General features: G+C 60.9%; 18 protein-coding genes. 10 read left to right on the top strand and 8 right to left on the bottom strand.

Translation table 11 applies throughout. The annotated features are described in order from the left end of the window. Positions 1-5 precede the first annotated feature (5 nt). Genes AAGS40_RS16745 through AAGS40_RS16735 form a run of 3 tightly spaced genes read right to left on the bottom strand, consistent with a single transcriptional unit; the run spans position 6 to position 2,538 of the window. Positions 6-1,025, bottom strand: a complete 1,020-nt coding sequence (locus AAGS40_RS16745) for a lysylphosphatidylglycerol synthase domain-containing protein (protein WP_345815903.1) — start codon at positions 1,023-1,025, stop codon at positions 6-8. Continuing rightward, entirely contained in the window at positions 1,022-1,840 is an 819-nt protein-coding gene (locus AAGS40_RS16740) for a 2OG-Fe(II) oxygenase (protein WP_345815902.1), read from the bottom strand. Before AAGS40_RS16740 ends, AAGS40_RS16745 begins: the two co-directional genes overlap by 4 nt. Continuing rightward, on the bottom strand, positions 1,837-2,538 hold the full coding sequence (locus AAGS40_RS16735) for a CDP-alcohol phosphatidyltransferase family protein (RefSeq protein ID WP_345815901.1): 702 nt from the start codon (positions 2,536-2,538) through the stop codon (positions 1,837-1,839). The genes AAGS40_RS16740 and AAGS40_RS16735 overlap by 4 nt, the downstream gene beginning before the upstream one ends. A 237-nt stretch (positions 2,539-2,775) precedes the next feature. On the opposite strand from AAGS40_RS16735, the gene AAGS40_RS16730 reads away from it, so the two are divergent. Then, positions 2,776-3,210: a hypothetical protein gene (locus AAGS40_RS16730; RefSeq protein ID WP_345815900.1), complete on the top strand. Its 435-nt coding sequence runs from the start codon at positions 2,776-2,778 to the stop codon at positions 3,208-3,210. A 150-nt stretch (positions 3,211-3,360) separates the two neighbouring features. On the opposite strand, the gene AAGS40_RS16725 is transcribed toward AAGS40_RS16730, so the two are convergent. Beyond that, complete coding sequence (locus AAGS40_RS16725; RefSeq protein WP_345815899.1) at positions 3,361-3,900, bottom strand: hypothetical protein; 540 nt, start codon at positions 3,898-3,900, stop codon at positions 3,361-3,363. Positions 3,901-4,522: 622 nt separating this feature from the next. Here AAGS40_RS16725 and AAGS40_RS16720 point away from each other — a divergent pair. The 3 genes from AAGS40_RS16720 to AAGS40_RS16710 all read left to right on the top strand — a co-directional run bounded on the left by AAGS40_RS16720 (position 4,523) and on the right by AAGS40_RS16710 (position 6,952). Next, positions 4,523-5,674 carry a porin gene (locus tag AAGS40_RS16720; protein WP_345815898.1) on the top strand — a complete coding sequence of 384 codons (1,152 nt, stop codon included), beginning with the start codon at positions 4,523-4,525 and terminating at the stop codon, positions 5,672-5,674. Between the two features lie 286 nt (positions 5,675-5,960). After that, complete coding sequence (locus AAGS40_RS16715) at positions 5,961-6,311, top strand: sugar ABC transporter ATPase (RefSeq protein WP_345815897.1); 351 nt, start codon at positions 5,961-5,963, stop codon at positions 6,309-6,311. A 125-nt stretch (positions 6,312-6,436) separates the two neighbouring features. Next, positions 6,437-6,952, top strand: a complete 516-nt coding sequence (locus AAGS40_RS16710) for a metal-dependent hydrolase (protein ID WP_345815896.1) — start codon at positions 6,437-6,439, stop codon at positions 6,950-6,952. 75 nt (positions 6,953-7,027) lie between these two features. Here AAGS40_RS16710 and epsC read toward each other — a convergent pair whose 3' ends face one another. Further along, positions 7,028-7,954, bottom strand: coding sequence for a serine O-acetyltransferase EpsC (epsC, locus tag AAGS40_RS16705; RefSeq protein WP_345815895.1), 927 nt, complete (start codon positions 7,952-7,954; stop codon positions 7,028-7,030). A 130-nt stretch (positions 7,955-8,084) separates the two neighbouring features. Then, positions 8,085-8,318, bottom strand: a complete 234-nt coding sequence (locus AAGS40_RS16700) for a hypothetical protein (RefSeq protein WP_345815894.1) — start codon at positions 8,316-8,318, stop codon at positions 8,085-8,087. 283 nt (positions 8,319-8,601) lie between these two features. Here AAGS40_RS16700 and AAGS40_RS16695 point away from each other — a divergent pair, with 283 nt between their 5' ends. Then, positions 8,602-9,054: a DUF3005 domain-containing protein gene (locus tag AAGS40_RS16695; RefSeq protein ID WP_345815893.1), complete on the top strand. Its 453-nt coding sequence runs from the start codon at positions 8,602-8,604 to the stop codon at positions 9,052-9,054. Positions 9,055-9,384: 330 nt separating this feature from the next. Here AAGS40_RS16695 and AAGS40_RS16690 read toward each other — a convergent pair whose 3' ends face one another. Next, complete coding sequence (locus tag AAGS40_RS16690) at positions 9,385-10,323, bottom strand: SMP-30/gluconolactonase/LRE family protein (protein WP_345815892.1); 939 nt, start codon at positions 10,321-10,323, stop codon at positions 9,385-9,387. Between the two features lie 621 nt (positions 10,324-10,944). Here AAGS40_RS16690 and AAGS40_RS16685 point away from each other — a divergent pair. Then, entirely contained in the window at positions 10,945-11,649 is a 705-nt protein-coding gene (locus AAGS40_RS16685; RefSeq protein WP_345816598.1) for a LuxR family transcriptional regulator, read from the top strand. Here AAGS40_RS16685 and AAGS40_RS16680 read toward each other — a convergent pair. Continuing rightward, entirely contained in the window at positions 11,633-11,950 is a 318-nt protein-coding gene (locus tag AAGS40_RS16680; RefSeq protein WP_345816596.1) for an XRE family transcriptional regulator, read from the bottom strand. The two genes, AAGS40_RS16685 and AAGS40_RS16680, sit on opposite strands and share 17 nt — an antisense overlap. A gap of 154 nt (positions 11,951-12,104) precedes the next feature. Here AAGS40_RS16680 and AAGS40_RS16675 point away from each other — a divergent pair, with 154 nt between their 5' ends. The 4 genes from AAGS40_RS16675 to AAGS40_RS16660 all read left to right on the top strand — a co-directional run bounded on the left by AAGS40_RS16675 (position 12,105) and on the right by AAGS40_RS16660 (position 15,841). After that, on the top strand, positions 12,105-12,695 hold the full coding sequence (locus AAGS40_RS16675) for an acyl-homoserine-lactone synthase (RefSeq protein WP_345815891.1): 591 nt from the start codon (positions 12,105-12,107) through the stop codon (positions 12,693-12,695). Between the two features lie 274 nt (positions 12,696-12,969). Next, positions 12,970-13,428 (top strand): universal stress protein, encoded by a 459-nt coding sequence (locus tag AAGS40_RS16670; protein ID WP_345815890.1) that lies wholly within the window; start codon positions 12,970-12,972, stop codon positions 13,426-13,428. 176 nt (positions 13,429-13,604) lie between these two features. Beyond that, positions 13,605-14,399 (top strand): fumarate/nitrate reduction transcriptional regulator Fnr, encoded by a 795-nt coding sequence (gene fnr, locus AAGS40_RS16665; RefSeq protein ID WP_345815889.1) that lies wholly within the window; start codon positions 13,605-13,607, stop codon positions 14,397-14,399. A gap of 131 nt (positions 14,400-14,530) precedes the next feature. Continuing rightward, entirely contained in the window at positions 14,531-15,841 is a 1,311-nt protein-coding gene (locus AAGS40_RS16660; RefSeq protein ID WP_345815888.1) for an SUMF1/EgtB/PvdO family nonheme iron enzyme, read from the top strand. Positions 15,842-16,009 lie beyond the last annotated feature (168 nt).

Below are 16,009 nucleotides of genomic sequence, written 5' to 3'. Positions count from 1 at the left end.
GGAGATTAATCGATAACCGGCACGCGCCCCAAGGCTCGCCGCCGTTGCCAGCGTCGTTCGCTGAAATGCAGAACCAGCAGTCCCGGCAAGCCTAGCAGGATTTCACGCGCGCGCTTGGTCAGTGATAACGCGAGGGCCGCGTCGGGCGGCAGGCCGACCAGCGGCGCGAGCAGCAGATAACCGCCTTCCTGTACGCCGAGTGAGCCCGGGATCATGAACGCCGCGCCGCGAATGGCCTGGCCGATGCTTTCGAGCAGCAATGCGTCGATCCAGTCGACCGGGTGGCCAAGGAAGTGCAGCGCAAGCCACACTTCGACGGTACCGACGATCCATCCCACCAGGCTCAACGCACAACTCGCCGCCACGCGGCCGCGTTCGCGATATGTGGACTGCACGGCGGCATCGACGGCTTCCGCGCGGGTCATCAACGATGACCAGTCACGCTTGCCGAACACTTTCGACACCACACCGAGCAGGCGCCCGAAGAGCCCGCGCCGCTGTGCATAGTAGAAGCCGACGATCATCGCGCCCAGCACGCCGGTTGCAACCAGCGTGGCGGTCTGCAAATCGTGAAGTGCGCCGTGCGCCGCGTAAGCGCCGAACAGCAGCAGTCCGCCGAGCGCAAACACGATCTGCGCAAGCGCCTGTACCGTGGTGCTGACGGTGATTGCCGCAGCGGCGTCGCGCAGGCGCATGCCGCGCTGCGAGAGTTGCCGCACCATCACCACCGGGCCGCCGATCTGGCCGGCCGGCAACAGGCTATTCACCGATTCGCCGATCCAGCGCGCGAATAGCGCGTCGCGCAGCGTGAGGTCATGATGCACGCCATCACGTCGACGGTGGAACAGCACGGAAATCGCGCCCGCGTCGAGCACCACTGGCACGAGGTGAAACGCCGCGACCAGTACGAGCCCCCAGCCGGCCGCAAGCAGCGTCGACACGACGGAGCCGAAGCCCTGCCACGCGAGCAGGCCGACGAACAGCGCCGTCCCGATCGACAGCAGAATGAGGGCCGCGCGACTCATGCGTGGTCCTTGCCGCGCGTCATCTGACGGAACACCTGGCGGAAACCGAAGTACGCGATGGCGTCCTTCATGTTCGAAATGAAGCGGCGCCACGGCCGCATGTTGGGATCGGTCACGTATTCGAAGGTGAGCGACACGCGCATCTCGTTCGCACCGGCCGGCGTGATGCGATGGCGCAGCTTGTCGCCGTCGAAAAAGACGAGGCCGCCCGGCGGAATCTGCACCGAACCCGGCTGATCCGGCACGTCTGGATTACGCGTATGTAATTCGTAATCGAGCCGGCAGGACGATTCGTCGATCACGCCGAGTAGCAGCGTGTAGCGGCGTCCGTCGTAATAAGAGGTGTCGTAGTGCCACCCGATGTGGTCGCCAGCACGCGTGTAGTAGTAGAGCGCGTATGCATGCGGGTCGTCGGCGGGAGAGACCTGCAGTTTGTCGCCACTTAACTGTTCGAGCCAGCCGATCAGTTCTTTCGAACGATACAGCTCGGCGATGAATGGCGCGAGACGGTCGATCGTATGGCGGCTCACACTGCCGCCCTGCTTATGACCCGGCAGATAGTTGCGGTTGACTTCATTGAGCAGCGAGCGCGCGCTGTGCACGAGTTGCGCTGTCACGTCCGGTGCAAGAAAGTCTTCGAGATACAGGAAGGCGCCCTGATCGACGAAATCCTTGCGCAGGCGCGTATTATCAAACACACGCGTACGGCTCGCCACGGCGCGGTCCGCGTCGGGCGCAGGCGCGGCGGCCGGCGCCGGGGGCGAACGGTCGATGGAAGCGGGTGCGAACACGGGTTCCCGGGCTTGCAGGCTCATTCGCTTGCCCACATTTGACGGGTGTCGGCAGCTGCCGATACCGCGGCAACCGGACGGGCGGCACGGCGGGACACGCGCCAGTAGTCGAACACCACGTAGGCCGCGAAGAGCGGCGCGCCGATCGACGCAGCCATGACGAACGGCAGCACCACACTGAACAACGTCACGATCGGCAGCAAATACAGGATGTCTTCCGTCTCGAAGCCGCCCATCGACGCCTGCTTCGTGCCTGCTTTGCCAACTCTCTCTTCAATACGCATACGCAAGAAAAATATGAGCGCAACGGCGACGCCGGCGAGTGCACCGAGCCAACCGGGCGGCACCTTCAAACCCTGCAGATGCGCACCGCCGACCCCGACGCCCATGCCGATAAAGAGCATGACCGTCACGAGCGCATCGCACGCAAGGTCGTAAAAATGACCGATACGGCTCGACTTCCCGCCGATGCGCGCCAATTCACCGTCGGTATGGTCGACGAAGTTCGACAGCACGATCAGCAAGGCGCCCGAATTGGCCCACGCGAAGTCGCCGTGAGCGAGGCACAACGCGCCTGCGAGCCCGATCAGCAAGCGTAGCGTAGTCAGATGGTTAGGTGTTACCCACGTGTTGACCAGCGGCGTGACGAGTCGCCGCGCGAGCCGCGCGTCCCATGTTCTGGGCGGCGCGGCATTGATTGGAGTGTTGGGTCTCGAATTCATAACCCGGAAATATATACGGGAACGCAAAACCTTGCTTCGCTCCTTAACGTTTTCTTAAGGAAGCTTGATTGCCAGCACGAAAAACGCAGCGTAGCAAGTTTTGCCGAATGCGCTAAAGTGCAATCCCGATGTTTCCGACACGCCCCGATCCTTCGAATGCGCAACGTCCTTCTTGGCGGACAGCCTGCTGTCACCCGTTGCCAATACACTACATCGATACGAGTCGCGGTTCACCACATGAAAAGGTCTTTTTCTTATTTTGTTCTCGCGCTGGTCATGGCCGCGTCGCCCGTCAGCAGTCACGCCGCCGCTCTGGATGCTCCGCTCACCTGCAACGAAAGTGGCCACCGGTTCATTGCCGATCTTGCACAGCAACAGCTGATCGACCCCAAGCCGACACGCGTCGAAAGCAATTCGATCAATGCGTTCTCGCCTGCATCCGGCGCGGAGCTGACGGCCTACGGTTTTCACGTGTTCGCGGTGGTCGGCTATGAGAAGGACGACCCTATGTTCCGCGTCGGCGACGGCGAGCCGGTGGCGCGCTCGGCTTACGGGGTGGTCGTGTTCGGCAGCGAAGCGAAGGTCCAGGCTGCATTGACGCAGGCAGGGAGCACCGCGCTCGTGCACCACGTGGCGCCGTTTATTACCGCAATTTTTTGCAAGCGAAGCTGAGCGGCGAGTGAGCAGCCTGGCTCGTTTCAATGGCCGGACCGCTTCTTTCTCGCGTCTCACCGAATCGGTCTGAGCTCGCTGCTGAGCTGGCTGCCTGAGCCGGCTGCCTGAGGCCGTGCTACCCAAGGCGCCGCTTTCTGGCCTCCCCGCCTAGCCGGGCCGACGGAAATCGTTCTCCACCCACGCGCTCGCGCTTGCCTTGCTGAGCTTGAAGTTCGGCGCGACCTGCACTTGCGCGACCTGCTCGCCGAACACGTCGAGCGCGGTCAGCAGCGCGTAAGGTTCATCTTCATCGGGCACGATGTCGAGCGTGATGTCGATCTCGTCGTTGCCGTCCGCACTCGGCACGCGCACGGCCTTGTGAAGCTGCGCGCGCAATTGCTGCTCGTGCCGGCGCAGCACTTCGGACGCGGTCTTCACCAGCGTATTGAATGCGCCGGTGTCGAGCGGCTTGGGATCTTTCTTGTTGCGGCCCATTGTCCACGGACCGACGAGCGCAGGCTCCGCCTCACCGTCCTTGATCATTTCGACGGCCCAGCCTTCGTCATCTTCGTTCTTGATGACCCGCGCCGTCCAGCCGTCATCGCGCCACAGCCGAGCTTCGTGCAGCGTGTCGGTTTGCAGCTCGTCCGTGCCTGGCGTCGTGATGTCGATAGCGGTGTCGGACGAGGAAGGAGGCGTTTCGGTCATTACAGGTTTACTCACGTTCGGGGGCGAAAACACAACTGAGGCCCACGATTCTACCTGCCCCGCCCTGCCGGCATGCGGTCCTATACCGACCGGCCAAGGCTCCGTGCGTCGTCCTGTCAATCCGGATCTTCAAACTTTTCAATTGACCAGCATCTGCAAATCGACAAAAACAAATAAAAAAACGCGGCCCGAAAGCCGCGTATAAAAGATAAAAAAGACACCCTTGGTCAAGGGGATGCCAATTGTAGGGCGGCGATCGATTGCGATTGAGCATGCCCGTAAAAAGAGTGCATTGCGAAAACCAGAACGAACCAGTCGCAATCCACATAGTCGCGCAAAGCCTTGCCACGCCTGCCACATGCGGGCCGTAGTACTGCTGCAACAGCATTGCCGTTGACAGTACCCGAATGCAAGCGATGCCCAATGAAATTCGTCTTTATTTTTCTACACTTACTCACATTGTTTTCGTGATTGTCCATTCTGTAAATGACTGTTGCGCGCCACGCGATAAATGCGCCGATTAACCGGAATACACTTCCCGGCGGATCGTCAGGCAGCCGCGAAAAACGGCGGAAAGCACTGGAATGCGATTCTCCAAGCACTGTCCCGGAGTCAATCAAACATGAAGAAAACCCTCATTGCAGCCGGCCTGATGGGCACATTCGCCATCGCCGCTCACGCGCAAAGCAGCGTCACGTTATACGGCTCGCTCGACGCCGGCCTCGTCTATTCGAACAACCAGGGAGGCCACAGCAACTGGCAACAGGGCAGTGGCTCCGTGTCGAACACGTACTTCGGCTTGCGCGGCAGCGAAGATCTCGGCGGCGGTCTGCATGCGATCTTCAAGCTGGAAAACGGCTTCAATCTGAACAACGGCCAGTTCTCCGAAAGCAGCACGATGTTCAACCGACAGGCGTTCGTCGGTCTGCAGAGCGATCAGTACGGCGCGCTCACGCTTGGCCGCCAATACGACTCGGTGGTCGATTACCTCGCGCCGCTGTCCGAAGCGGGCAACGGTTACGGCAACAACCTCGCGGCGCACCCGTTCGATAACGACAACCTCGACAACTCGTTCTCGATCAAAAACGCCGTGAAATACACGAGCGCGAACTACGCGGGTCTCAAGTTCGGCGGCCTGTATGGCTTCAGCAACTCGGCCGGTCAATTCTCCAACAATCGCGCATGGAGCGCGGGCGCTTCGTACGAAAACGGCCCGCTCAGCGTCGCGGCCGCTTATCTGCAACTGAACAAGTCGGGCAGTTCGAACCTGGCCGGCGCGGTCTCGCAAGGCGACGGCACCGCCGCAGTCGCCGCGAACCTGCAACGCACGTTCGGCGCGGGCGTCAACTACAGCTATGGTCCGGCCACCGCGGGCTTCGTCTATACGCATACCCAGCTGGACGGCATCACCGGCGTGGATGTGGGCGGCGCGACGCTGCCGGGCGTGGCCGGCACCAATCTGCATCTGGACAACTACGAAGTGAACGGCAAATACACGTTGACGCCGGCTTTGAGTCTCGCCGCGTCGTACACGTTCACCGACGGCAAGATGACTGGCTCGAACGGCTCGGGCGATCCGAAGTGGCATACGGTCTCGCTGCAAGGCGACTACTCGCTGAGCAAGCGCACGGACGTCTATGTGGAAGGCGTGTATCAGCATGCATCCGGCGAGCTGGGGAATCTAGGCGCGAACGTTGCGGCAATCAATACGCTGGCCCCTTCGTCGACCGGCAACCAGGTGGCGGCGGCAGTGGGCCTGCGTCACCGCTTCTAGGCTCATGTGGCGCTTCACGCATGACGAATGGATCCGTTCGTCATGCAGCCCGACCCGCGCGCGACACGATCGCGTCGCGGGTTTTTTTACGCGCGGCACCTTAATGAAGGGGCGTGACGACGCCTGCACGCGGCCGGTATACTGGCCGCGCCCGCGCTCGTTGCCGCGATCCGACTGCGACGATGAGCGACGGCTTCGTCGCGAAGCAAGACGTCGTACTGGAACGCGTTGCGCTTCGCCCGCGCCCCACGTTCCCGCACCACCGGGAACGCCGCCGACCGGACCCATGAACCGACTTTTCCTGCTTGCTCCCGTTGTTGCCGTCACCGCCCTGCTCGCGGCGTGCGGTTCCTCCAGCCCCGCACGCGACGCATCGTTGCCCCTGATGTACGTCTCCTCTGCGCGCACACCCGCCTATATCGCCGACTGCCTCGAAAGCCGCCTGTCACGTGTGCGCGTGTCGCGAGCGGGCGGTTCGACGGAGATCGCCGTTGGCTCGGCTTCGAACAACTCGTATTTCGTCACGCTGACGCCGTTCAACGCGGGCTCCGTCGTCAAGGTAATGCATCCCGCGAATGCACCGGACGATCCGCCGGAGCCTGAAATGCGTTTCGACATCGCGCGCTGCGCGACCTGACGTCGTACCGAAGCGCCACGCCGGTCCGCGCTTTCTTTTTATATCGCGCGCCGGCTTTGCTTTTATCGACGCATCTGCGAACATAGCCGCCCTTTGTTCTGACGCGGCCTGTGAGCCGAGCTTCGATGGCATCCAGCAAAGCACATCACGCAACCGGTTTCGCCGCCGGCGTTATCGCGGCGGCGGTAGTCGCGCGCATCGGCGGAAGTGGCCCGTTTCAAACCGGCATGCTGCTGAGCTTCATAGCCGGCGTCGTGGGTGCCACCGCGCCTGACTGGCTGGAAGTCGCCTGGTGGTCGCGTGCCCGGCGGCTGTGGATCACCCACCGCACCCTGACGCATTGGGGCATTGGCTGGGTAGCGTTGCTCGCCGTGTCATACCATTGGCTCGGCCATTCCATCTATGCGGCGCCTGCGTTCGGCTTTGCGTGCGGCGGCCTGATGCACCTGCTCGCCGACTGGCCGAATCCGCTCGGCGTGCCGTGGATTGCAGGACGTCACTCACTGAACTTGTGGAACAGCGGGCACTGCGATCTGATCGTGGTCGCCGCTTCGTGGGCAGCGGCGTGGTTCGTCGGCCAGCATGTAGCATTGCTCGGCGTGCACGGCAGCGCGTTGCTTCATTATCTGCGCGCCGGTTAGCGGTGGGCGGCAGTAGCGCAGCATGGCGATGCTGCGCTCGAACGCATCATCCGGGCGCGTCGCACAAGCGAATGATTAGTGACGCCCCTCTTCGTTCCGCTCGCCTTCGCGCACCTTGCCTTGCGACACGCTGCTGCCCGGCGGCACACTGTGCGTGAGCCACACGTTGCCGCCGATCACCGAACCGCGCCCGATCGTCACGCGTCCGAGAATGGTCGCGCCCGCATAGATCACCACATGATCTTCGACAATCGGATGGCGCGCGTTGCCTTTAATCAGCGAGCCATCGACATCCGCCGCGAAACTCTTTGCGCCCAGCGTCACCGCCTGGTACACGCGCACATGTTCACCAATGATGGCGGTCTCGCCGATCACCACGCCCGTGCCGTGGTCGATGAAAAAACTCGGCCCGATCGTCGCGCCCGGATGAATGTCAATGCCGGTTGCGGAATGCGCGATTTCGTTGATGAAGCGCGCGAGCAACGGCACGCCGAGAAGATGCAGCGCATGCGCGAGGCGATGATGTGTCATCGCCCAGATGCCCGGATAGCAGAGCAGAATTTCCGTGACGTGCTGCGCGGCAGGGTCGCCGGTGAACGCGGCCTGAATGTCGCTCACGAGCAGCGCGCGGATGCCGGGTAACTGTTTGCCGAATTCACGCGCCACGTCGAACGCGCGCTGCTTCATGTCGCTGTCGGAGGTGGTCGCGAATTCGGGCAGGAAGCGCAGCGCCCGGCGGATCTGTTCGGCCAGCAGGCGCAACGTGCTTTCGAGTGTATGGCCGACGTAGTAATCGACCGTTTCGTCAGTCAGATCGGGCGCGCCGTAGTGCGTGGGAAACAGCGCCGCGCGCAAACCCGCCACAATGTTGATCACCGCTTCACGCGACGGCAATTCGCGAATACCGAGCGGATGCCGCGTTCGGTGCAACTCTTCGCGCGACGCACGCAGGTCCGCGACGATCTGTTCAAGGCCCCAATTCTGGGAAGGCACGTTTGGCATGGAAGGACAGCACCGTGCGAAACCACGGTTCAGGAAGTGACTAATCAGGAGAGATTACAGCGTTTTGCCGATGGCCGTGCAGGCTAACAAGCCGACACGCAAGACGCGGTCTCGCGACGAAGATCAAAGCTCAGATGGTCACACTGCTTGCGTCGATCCAGCGCACGGCCCAGTCGCGCGCGTGCGCGATCGCAGCGGCTTCGTCAGCAAAGCGGAGCTCTGTAGGGAAGAAACGGTTGGCAACCAGTTCGCCGTCGCTCGAACGGGAGATGACCACATAAGGCTGCCAGGTGCCATCGCCCGCGCACGCCGGCGCGCAGTTCAGCAGATAGCCGCGATGTGTGAATGCAGCATCGAAGTGCATGTGTCACCCGCCCTGACGTCCCCGTAAATTGTTTAGAGTAGTGCGCGTTTGTGTATCCGACTATAAAGTTATAGTCAGACCCGTAGTGTTATTTAACTGCGCTTCGCTCGCCGGAGTAAGATCATACTCCGTAGAAAATAGGCGTCCATTAAAAAAAACGAAAAGAATGTTGGCCGCTATCGCCCCGGAAAAATGTCGACCGCGGCGTTTGTACATCAACGCAACGAACGGGGCGGAACGGGTTTTGCTGGGTTCGACACGTCCTCTTCAAGGAGAATGCAAGATGAACAGCGATATCAACAAGGCAGCGGAAGCCACCAATCCGCCGCAGGCAAGCGGCCCCAGTTCGACTGAACTGCACAACGATCGCACGCATGACAGCACCGTCGACACCGACGGCAAGAACCTCGAAGCCGCGCGCATTGCGGGCCACAGCCCCATCTCGCCCGACGAGATCACCACGACGAACGCTACGCTAACCAACAGCGTGTCCGAATCGCGTGACGGCGTGGCGGGCTTTGATAGCCGCGTCGGCGGCAATCATTTGCTGCTCGCGCTCGAACCCGGCTACACCGTGATCGACAGAGGCATGGTAGAACCGCAAGGGTCCGACACGACGGGCGACGAACTCGAGGTCGCCGAACGCATTGGCAGCCGCAATGCACGCGGGCGCCTTCACTATGCCCTTAATCACTTACGGCCCACGCGCGTGATCGAATTACATCGCGTGAAGTAATGGTTCGCGGAATGTGAATGCGATGGAGTTCTGCGCATTGCAGGCTTGGTCTGCGAAAAGACAGAATGCGCGCGGTTTGGAAAAGCGGCGCGCGCTGAATTTTTTTAAGGCGATGAAGAAGTAACTCGGGTCGAAGAGGGGTGGTCACCTACCGCCTGGTTGGACCATCACGGCCCCCTCATGCGTGCTACTTTCGCGGCTTCGAGCCAGTCACGGCGCAGCGCTCGCGTATTGGATAGCGTCGAAGGCGCGCCGACCGGGCAGGTTTATCGCGTACGGTCTTGCGTGAGCTAATACTGCTGCGCGCCGGAACGCTTTCGTGGGTTTTATTTAGCCGCCCTGCACGCCTTGCGTGTTCACGTAAAGCGAGTACAGGCCGTGGCTTGCCGCCATGAAGAGCCGGTTGCGGTGCCGGCCGCCAAAGCACACATTCGCGCATCGCTCGGGTAACGCAATGTGGCCCAGCGCTTCGCCTTGCGGCGTGAATACGCGCACGCCGTCCAGTTCGTCGGTGCCCATGCCCCAGCCACACCACAGATTGCCATGCACATCGACGCGAAATCCGTCGGGCGTGCCGGGGCCTGCGTCGATCAGCACGCGATTGTTGCTCAGCGTCGCGCCGTCTCCGTTCACGTCGAATGCGCGTATCTTGCGCGGCTCCGCCCGTGACTCGACGATATACAGCAGCGACTCGTCGGGCGAAAACGCGAGTCCGTTGGGGCCGACGACATCATCAGCCACTCTGGTGACCTCGCCGGATTGACCATCGACGCGATACACGCAGGCCGACAATTCCGACTCCTGACGCTCGCCCTCGTAAAAGCTGTCGATACCGAATGTCGGATCGGTGAACCAGATCGAACCATCCGACTTGACGACCACGTCGTTCGGCGAATTGAAGCGCTTGCCCTGGTAACGATCGGCGAGCACGGTGATCGAACCGTCGTATTCGGTTCGCGTCACACGGCGCGTGAGGTGCTCACACGTGACAAGGCGCCCCTGCCGGTCGCGCGTGTTGCCGTTCGAGTTATTCGACGATTGGCGGAACGTCGTGACGGTGCCGCCTGTCTCGTCCCAGCGCAGCATGCGGTCGTTTGGAATGTCGCTCCACAACAGATACCTTCCGTCGCCGAACCACACCGGGCCTTCCGACCAACGCGCCCCCTCGTAAAGACACTCGACAGACGCTGAGGCCAGAATCAACGATTTGAAGCGCGGGTCGAACACGCGGATGGACGGGTCGGGATAGCGTCGTTTGTTGTCGGTCATGCGCGAAGTCAATATGGGAAAGGCAAAGGTGCGCGAAATCAACCAATAATCACGGGCGCGCCAATGTGGGTAAGAAGGGTCGCTGACGGTAGCATCAGTTTTCTTGCATTGTCAAACCGCCGGGCGGGCGCACGGCGCGGATGAGCCATGACAGCGCCGGCGAAAGACGACACAAACTTCAGATGGTTTTGTATGACAATATGGGCAAATCAAAAATAGATGCCGGCCGGAAGCGTTGGCTCGAACGTCATTGGCAATAAGATTATTTTTGACCGAATTTCTGACATGGGGATGCTGCTGCGCACGGCTAACGTTAAAAACGCCTTTTGAGTGCATTAAAACGGCTGTTTCGATAAAATTGCCTGGGCAGACGGCGGAAAGTCTATTCTTCCAACCCGGATTCGATATAGGCGCATGATTTTCTTCGCTTTTGCGCACCGTCATCGTTGCGAAATTTCGTTGTGGGAAATCGCATCGTGCTTTGAAAATTATTTTTTAGTGCTAGATTGAGATAAATATCGGTGTTATGCGAACGGCAGGTTGAAAATGCCGGACCGAAATACACAACAGATGGTTTGAGCCTGAGAGAGCAAAAAATTGTCGCTACATTTTATCGAGCAGATGGCACCTTTACACAATGCCGCCGATGAAGCGGAATGGTTTGGTGCAATCGCAGGGCTCGCCGAGCATTGGGGATTTGACAGATTACTGGTCGCCATGCTGCCTCGGCCTACCATGCGCCTTGAAGACGCTTACGTTCGCAGCACCTACGCGCCAGCGTGGAGGCGCACCTATGACGACCAGGGGCTAGTCCATATCGACCCGACGGTATCGCATTGCGCAACTCGGTCGGTGCCGTTGATCTGGTCGCCGGATGTCTTTACGACGCCCCAGCAACAGTCAATGTATGAGGAAGCACGCGCGCATGGACTGCGCGCCGGCATTACGCTGCCGATACACGGCCCCAATCAGGAAGCGGGCATGATGTGCTTCGTGAACGACAGTAGTCCGAGCAACGAGTTCTGGCGTCACATTGATGTGGCTTTACCAAATCTCGCGTTGCTGCGCGATCTGGTAATCGATACCAGTCAGCGCCATTTAAACTCGCACGCGCAGACCTTATTACCGAAACTGACGCCCCGTGAGCGCGAATGCCTGAAGTGGACCGCCCGCGGTAAATCCACGTGGGAAATTTCCCATATTCTGAATTGCTCGGAAGCCGTGGTGAACTTCCACATGAAAAATATCCGGACCAAATTCGGCGTGAATTCGCGGCGTGCGGCCGCCGTGATAGCAACGCAACTGGGACTTATTGACCCGGGTTGAGCAATGTCACGACGTCGCGGCTATACAGCACGCGCTCGGCGCGGTGAAGGTCGGAGTCAGACACGGTTTTGGTGAAGTAAAGGCCGAGCAGGATCGACACAGGTGCCGGGATCTCCGCGCCCGATTCAAATCGGCTGCCGCGCGACTGAGTGACGCCGAAGCGTGCCCAGAAACGCCGCTGGCTCTCTTTCTTCTTTTTGCGGTAAGCGATGATCAGCGCGCGATCCACACCGGTGGACGCCTCTGCCGGGCGCGTTGCAATGGTGGGCTGCGATTGCCATTGTTGTTCGAGATGTTCCATTTTCGTGTCCCGTCCGTTAAAGGCTGATGCCTGTCTCGAATTCTCCGGTATCCGATAAGCATGCACACCTATCCAGGTAGGTAGGTGCCAGAACCATTCAAAATGCATAAGTTTTCCTGCGTAGTGGGCCACCCAACACGTTCAGGAGAACGCCATGCAAACGATCCGGATTGGAATGCGGCAGGAATTCGATAACGCGGACATTAACGAGATGTATCGGCTCAGGGCTCGGGTTTTTCACGGGCGACTCGGCTGGGATATTCCGACAATTGCCGGCATGGAAATCGACGGCTACGACGCGCTCGGGCCGCATTACATGCTGATCCAGGGCGACGACCAGCAGGTTCGCGGCTGCTGGCGCCTGATGCCGACAGAAGGCCCCAACATGCTGAAGGACACTTTTCCGCAGTTGCTGCACGGCGCGGCCGCGCCCGTTGGCCGCCACATCTGGGAACTGAGCCGGTTCGCGATCGAAACCTGCGCCGACACGCAAACGTTTGGCTTCGCTGACGTGACCATGCAGGCCATCCATGAACTCGTCACCTTCGCCGACCGCATGGGCATCACGCGCTACGTGACGGTGACCACCACGCCAATCGAAAGATTGTTGCGCAAGACCGGAATCGAGATCAGCCGTCTCGGGTCGCCGCTGCAGATCGGCGTGGAGCGTGCAGTGGCGCTCAACATTGCGGTGAGCCCCAAAACCCGCACGGCGCTGTTCGGACCGATGGCCGCCGCCGCATAATCGACATGCGGCGGAAATACCGTTGCGCTGGCCGTGCGTGTCGGAACGGGGCGCATCGCCTTTAAGTGCGTGACACGCATGCGGCCCGTGGTGAGGATCGAGCATCGTGCGCGCCGCCGTCGCGCAGGCGGCGCGCACGATGTACGAAGCGTTTGATCTACCTCCACATTCACTAAACCTTTTTCGTCGATCATCCATGCTTGCAGTAACGATTAATCGTCAACACCGGCTTCACCGGCCATGACATTCGATCTTTTTGCCACGCGGAGTCGATATGTACACACGCATTCTCGTAGCGGTCGACGGCAGCCAGACTTCACGCCGTGCGTTCGATGCAGCGCTTGCCCTTGCCAAAGCGCACGGCGCGCAATTGCAACCGTTTTATGTCGTCGAAAATACGCCGATTTATTTCGAAGCACCGGGTTACGATCCATCCGTGCTGCGTAACCGGCTGCTCGAGGAAGGTAAGGAGCTCGGTGCCGAATTCGCCATGGCCATGGCCGGGCAAGGCGTCAAAGGAGAAATGGTCGTCGGCGAAGCGTCGTCGCTCGATGATGTTTCAACGGCCGTGCTGAAAGCCGCCGCCCAGTTCAATGCCGACCTGCTCGTCATGGGCACACACGGCCGGCGCGGCGTCCAGCGGCTTATTCTGGGCAGCGTTGCCGAACGCTGCGTGCGCCAGGCAAGCTTGCCCGTGCTGCTGATTCCGTCCGCGGCAGGCAGTCATCAGTAAGACACGTGAGTCACACGGCGCGACGATTCGCCTGTGTCAAGCAATGCAAAACCCGCACGCGCACAACCTGACCTTGCTCAAGATGCCTAACTGATTGCGCGCGTCGTTTTGTCGCTCAGTCATGCCGGCGACGGGTGGGACAATCAGCCATCACCTTCGATCAATGGCTGCAAACCATGCTCACTCCCAACGCTGTTCCACGCTCCGCCGGCGCCGCCGAGACCGCGCTGCACTCATCGTCGTCGCGTGCCGGGCGCCGCGCGCCGCCGCCGCGAGCAACGGCGCGCACGGCCGCGCGCTGCTCGAACTGTTCGATGCGCCAGCTGTGCATGCCGCAAGGCCTCGCGCCCGATGAACTCTCGAAACTGGAAACGCTGATCTGTTCCGCGCGCAGTGTTCAGCGCGGCGAAGCGCTTTATCGCAGCGGCGACCGCTTCGACAATATCTACGCGGTGCGTTCCGGCTCCTTGAAAACCTTGATGGCGCATCGTGACGGGCGCGAGCAGGTCACCGGTCTGCGTCTCGCTGGCGAAGCGCTCGGCCTCGACGGCATCAGCGAGGACATCCATGCGTGCAGCGCGGTGGCGCTGGAAGACAGCACCGTATGCATCGTGCCGTATATCGCGTTGAAATCGCTGTGTCGTGAAATCAGCTCCATGCAGGAGCGTTTGCACAAATTGCTCGGCGAACAGATTGTCCGCGAGGCCGCGCAGATGATGGTGCTCGGCTCACTGTCGGCGGATGAGCGGGTCGCCGCATTTCTGCTCGACGTGTCGGAGCGCAACGGTCAGCGCGGTTATTCGTCAGCGGAATTCAACCTGCGCATGACACGTGAGGACATGGGCAGCTACCTCGGCATGACGCTCGAAACCGTGAGCCGCACCCTGTCAAGATTTCAAAAGCGCGGGCTAATCGATACACAGGGCAAACATATCCGTATTGTCGATCTGGACGGGTTACGCCAGGTGTAAGCAGGATTCCGGTACGTGGCGTGCGCCGCCACGGTTCCGGCTGCACACCTCCCCACACGTTTTTTGCCTTGGCATGGCTCCTGCGAGCAGGTAGAGTTTCAGGTCCGTCCCCCGCAAGGAGACCCGGCGAAATGAATCGTGATCCCGCTCCGCATCACCCGCTAGTCCAGCGTCTGATCGACGCGCGTCAAGTCACCGACGCCCTGTTTGCCATTGTCAAACCGGAATTCCTCTACGAACGGCCGATCCGTGAGCGCCACCGGATCGTGTTCTATATCGGCCACCTCGAAGCGTTCGAACGCAATCTGTTCGACCAGCGTCTGGTTGATCTGCCGGCGTTTGATCCGCACCTCGACCAGCTGTTCGCTTTCGGCATCGATCCCGTCGACGGTGGCTTCCCTACCGACCAACCGGCCGACTGGCCGTCGCTCGACGCCGTTCGCGAATATGCGTCGCGCGCGCGCGAGCAGATCGATCGCGAACTGGATGCGCTGGCGGATTCCGCACGGCTCGCGAGCAGCGAAGACGCGCTCGTCAGCGAGCAGTTGCTGAACGTCGCGATCGAGCATCGGCTGATGCATGCTGAAACGCTCGCGTACATGCTGCATCAACTGCCAATCGAGCAGAAGGTGACCCATCTTCGCGAGCCCGTGAGAACGCGAGCGGAACCGCGCGCCGCGCTCTCGTCAATGGTCAGCGTGCCCGCGGGCAGTGCGGTGCTCGGCATGCCGCGCGACAGCGGCCGCTTCGGTTGGGACAACGAGTTCGGCGAATTGCGCGTGGAAGTGCCTGCGTTCGAGATCGACCGTCACATGGTAACGAACGGGGCGTTTTGCGAATTCATCGAGGCTGGCGGTTATCACGAGCCGAAGTGGTGGTCGGAAAAAGATTGGGCGTGGAAGGAAGCCGAGCAGATCGGCCATCCTGCCGGCTGGACCAGGCACGAGGTGCCGGGCGAACAAGCCAGTTGGACGCTGCGCACGATGTTCGACGAAGTGCCGCTGCCGCTCGACTGGCCGGTCTACGTCAGTCATGCCGAAGCGAGCGCCTACGCGCGGTGGGCCGGCAAGTCGTTGCCCACCGAGGCGCAATGGCAGCGCGCAGCGCACGGCGCGCCGCATGCGGCGTCGGGCAATTTCGATTTTCGAAGCTGGGATCCGCATCCGGTCGACGAGCATCCGGACAACGTCAGCACGTTCGGCGTGGAAGGGCAGTTCGGCAATGGTTGGGAGTGGACATCGACCGTATTCGACGCGTTGCCGGCGTTCGAAGCGTTTCCGTTCTATCCCGGTTATTCAGCGAATTTCTTCGACGGCCAGCATTACGTGATTAAAGGCGGCTCGGCTCGCACCGCACGCTGCATGCTGCGGCCGGAATTCCGCAACTGGTTCCAGCCGCATTACCAGTATGTGTATGCGGGATTCCGGTGCGTGAAGAATTGAGATGAGCGGAGTAGCGGGATCCGCGACGGCTCGTGTGCGCTCGAAACGGTACAGGCATTAACAGAGCACACTTGCCGCGAGCAGTCGCGCGCTCTAGCCACTTAATCCATGGAGCGGCCGCCGTTGCGTCGATCGCCGCGCCGAAGATGCACACGCGGCCACGAACCC

The sequence above is a fragment of the Paraburkholderia sp. PREW-6R genome (assembly GCF_039621805.1).
In the GTDB taxonomy this organism is placed as follows: domain Bacteria; phylum Pseudomonadota; class Gammaproteobacteria; order Burkholderiales; family Burkholderiaceae; genus Paraburkholderia.
Note: the sequence above shows the minus strand (reverse complement) of the source record. Positions and strands in the feature narration are given on the sequence as shown.

What these genes read in the sequence shown, in the direction of transcription:
- AAGS40_RS16730 (WP_345815900.1), top strand. Translation starts at nt 2,776, where the DNA reads ATGAAAAGGTCTTTTTCTTATTTTGTTCTCGCGCTGGTCATGGCCGCG.
- AAGS40_RS16735 (WP_345815901.1), bottom strand. Translation starts at nt 2,538, where the DNA reads ATGAATTCGAGACCCAACACTCCAATCAATGCCGCGCCGCCCAGAACA.
- AAGS40_RS16745 (WP_345815903.1), bottom strand. Translation starts at nt 1,025, where the DNA reads ATGAGTCGCGCGGCCCTCATTCTGCTGTCGATCGGGACGGCGCTGTTC.
- AAGS40_RS16680 (WP_345816596.1), bottom strand. Translation starts at nt 11,950, where the DNA reads ATGGAACATCTCGAACAACAATGGCAATCGCAGCCCACCATTGCAACG.
- AAGS40_RS16670 (WP_345815890.1), top strand. Translation starts at nt 12,970, where the DNA reads ATGTACACACGCATTCTCGTAGCGGTCGACGGCAGCCAGACTTCACGC.
- AAGS40_RS16685 (WP_345816598.1), top strand. Translation starts at nt 10,945, where the DNA reads ATGGCACCTTTACACAATGCCGCCGATGAAGCGGAATGGTTTGGTGCA.
- AAGS40_RS16740 (WP_345815902.1), bottom strand. Translation starts at nt 1,840, where the DNA reads ATGAGCCTGCAAGCCCGGGAACCCGTGTTCGCACCCGCTTCCATCGAC.
- AAGS40_RS16700 (WP_345815894.1), bottom strand. Translation starts at nt 8,318, where the DNA reads ATGCACTTCGATGCTGCATTCACACATCGCGGCTATCTGCTGAACTGC.
- AAGS40_RS16695 (WP_345815893.1), top strand. Translation starts at nt 8,602, where the DNA reads ATGAACAGCGATATCAACAAGGCAGCGGAAGCCACCAATCCGCCGCAG.
- AAGS40_RS16725 (WP_345815899.1), bottom strand. Translation starts at nt 3,900, where the DNA reads ATGACCGAAACGCCTCCTTCCTCGTCCGACACCGCTATCGACATCACG.
- AAGS40_RS16660 (WP_345815888.1), top strand. Translation starts at nt 14,531, where the DNA reads ATGAATCGTGATCCCGCTCCGCATCACCCGCTAGTCCAGCGTCTGATC.
- AAGS40_RS16720 (WP_345815898.1), top strand. Translation starts at nt 4,523, where the DNA reads ATGAAGAAAACCCTCATTGCAGCCGGCCTGATGGGCACATTCGCCATC.
- AAGS40_RS16690 (WP_345815892.1), bottom strand. Translation starts at nt 10,323, where the DNA reads ATGACCGACAACAAACGACGCTATCCCGACCCGTCCATCCGCGTGTTC.
- AAGS40_RS16715 (WP_345815897.1), top strand. Translation starts at nt 5,961, where the DNA reads ATGAACCGACTTTTCCTGCTTGCTCCCGTTGTTGCCGTCACCGCCCTG.
- AAGS40_RS16675 (WP_345815891.1), top strand. Translation starts at nt 12,105, where the DNA reads ATGCAAACGATCCGGATTGGAATGCGGCAGGAATTCGATAACGCGGAC.
- fnr (WP_345815889.1), top strand. Translation starts at nt 13,605, where the DNA reads ATGCTCACTCCCAACGCTGTTCCACGCTCCGCCGGCGCCGCCGAGACC.
- AAGS40_RS16710 (WP_345815896.1), top strand. Translation starts at nt 6,437, where the DNA reads ATGGCATCCAGCAAAGCACATCACGCAACCGGTTTCGCCGCCGGCGTT.
- epsC (WP_345815895.1), bottom strand. Translation starts at nt 7,954, where the DNA reads ATGCCAAACGTGCCTTCCCAGAATTGGGGCCTTGAACAGATCGTCGCG.